General features: G+C 65.3%; 6 protein-coding genes. All 6 read right to left on the reverse strand.

Annotated features, from left to right (window positions below):
- Positions 1-155: 155 nt before the first annotated feature.
- A complete protein-coding gene (locus tag ACFO5X_RS26140) occupies positions 156-413 on the reverse strand; it encodes a hypothetical protein (RefSeq protein WP_380723274.1) in 258 nt (85 codons plus the stop codon).
- 1 nt (position 414) lies between these two features.
- Positions 415-783, reverse strand: coding sequence for a hypothetical protein (locus ACFO5X_RS26145; protein WP_380723276.1), 369 nt, complete (start codon positions 781-783; stop codon positions 415-417).
- Positions 783-914 (reverse strand): hypothetical protein, encoded by a 132-nt coding sequence (locus ACFO5X_RS26150; RefSeq protein ID WP_380723278.1) that lies wholly within the window; start codon positions 912-914, stop codon positions 783-785. Before ACFO5X_RS26150 ends, ACFO5X_RS26145 begins: the two co-directional genes overlap by 1 nt.
- Positions 911-1,120, reverse strand: coding sequence for a hypothetical protein (locus tag ACFO5X_RS26155; protein ID WP_380723281.1), 210 nt, complete (start codon positions 1,118-1,120; stop codon positions 911-913). Before ACFO5X_RS26155 ends, ACFO5X_RS26150 begins: the two co-directional genes overlap by 4 nt.
- A gap of 44 nt (positions 1,121-1,164) precedes the next feature.
- A complete protein-coding gene (locus ACFO5X_RS26160; protein WP_380723284.1) occupies positions 1,165-1,431 on the reverse strand; it encodes a hypothetical protein in 267 nt (88 codons plus the stop codon).
- A gap of 36 nt (positions 1,432-1,467) precedes the next feature.
- Positions 1,468-1,745: hypothetical protein (locus ACFO5X_RS26165; protein WP_380723286.1), on the reverse strand; the 278-nt coding region annotated here is incomplete at its 5' end.

Consider the following 1,745-nt stretch of genomic DNA (forward strand, 5'->3'; position numbering starts at 1 on the left):
CGTCAGCGCGGTGCCGATCTGGGCGGTGGCGCCATAGGTCGGATTGTCGGTCAGCCCGGCAATCGAGACGGAATAGGTCAGCGCCGGACCGCCACGGCCGGTCAGGGGCCTAACCAGGGGCCGCACCAGCGGCCGGACAAGCGGGCGCATGTGGCTCATGCCTGCCGCTTCTCAAAGCCATAGGTGGCGCCACCGGATGGCGTGAACCGGAAGCGACCCGAGGCGACCTCGAGATGAAAGGCGGTGTCCGCCGAAAACGGGCTATCCGGAATCGCGACGAACGTGCCGTCGCCCAGATCGACGTCGATCGCCACGGTTCCGCCGCCGGCGTCGATCACGACAAGCGCCGGCGGCGCGGTCTCCATGTAGACCCCACTCTCAGGAAAGGTCTGCGTATCGGTATATTTGGCCATGTCAGGCTCCCTTGCTGAATCGCGTCACACCGATGACGCCAAAGATCGAGACGATGATTGCCCCCGCCCAATCATCCAGAGGCGGCGGCAGCGCGGCGATGGTCCACGGCTGGGGGAAGGCGCATCCGGCGCACCAGAACACGCTGTAGACGACGACTGCGCCGAACCAGAAGGCGAGCGGCAGAGCGAAGAGAAGGCAGAGCCAGAACCCGCCGGCGCGCATCCAGTCGGCGCGGTTCCGGTAGTGCTCGCGGATGATGTCGCCCTTGATCTTCTCCCGGTCGGTTTCCGCCTCGATCGCATGGTCCACGGTGTCGAGGATGCGCCCCAGAAACCCGCCGGTCAGGAAGGAGATCAGGCGGCCGAGCATCACTTTCCTCCGGTCAGATCGGACAAGGCGGCACAGCCCGCCAGAACGGCGAGGACAAGCGCCAGAGGCCAGCCCCAAAGCGCATAGCCCACTGCGAAGCAGCCAAGGGCCAGTGCCGCCCAGGCGATCATCGGACGTTCGCCCGGTCGCGGATGAAGTAGCCCACCGCAAAAGCGGCGAAAGTGCCGACGAAGACCGACATGGCCTCGCCGGCCAACGGCACATAGATGGTCTGCATGACCGCGCCATACGCCTCGGTTACTGCCGGGCCGACGAGTGCCGCCACGGTCAGTTTGTTCGTCGGTAGGGACGAAGGTTGATCAACGAGTCGTGCCATGTCAGCCTCCAAGGCTTGGGGCGACCGAAGCCGCCCCGGTGGTGTCAGGTTTCGACCGGCGAAAGGTCGAGGAAGTAGTCTTTTCCAACCGCCAAGTGTTCCATGGCAGCGGGGTTCGTGATGGTCATGGTGAGCTCACCGGACGGGGTCCATTTCGACCAGCTTTCGCAGTCCTGTTTTCCGGCAGTCACTGCGGTGAAACGGACGTTGCAATGACAGGCCTGCGGATCGTGCGAGGCGTGCTGGTCGATTTGCTGGAGCGTAAACCGCCCTCTGATATTGGACATTTGAGTGCCTTTCGTGTTGCCCATTGACGCTCGGGCGGGCGATGCGGCTTTGCGCCGAATTCAGTTGGTGCAGCTCGAGATCAGCGAGGCGATGAACGGCACGCTGCACGGCCAACTCGCGACGGCGGTAACACCTGCGGCGACCAGGGTGGCAATCGCCGCCCACAGCCCGCCCTTGCCGCCCTGCGCAGGCACCTCGCGGGCCGGCGGGGCCACTGGATCAAGATCGGGCCGGGAGAAGCCTTCCGGGTCAGCGTGGGCCGTCTGCACGGCCTGAGCGCGCTTCCACTCGGTGTCCGGGATCTTCGACCATCGCGCAAAGGCGCGCGCGAGACGGC

Origin of the sequence: Seohaeicola nanhaiensis, from assembly GCF_042654245.1 — a bacterium.
Lineage (GTDB): Bacteria > Pseudomonadota > Alphaproteobacteria > Rhodobacterales > Rhodobacteraceae > Seohaeicola_A > Seohaeicola_A nanhaiensis.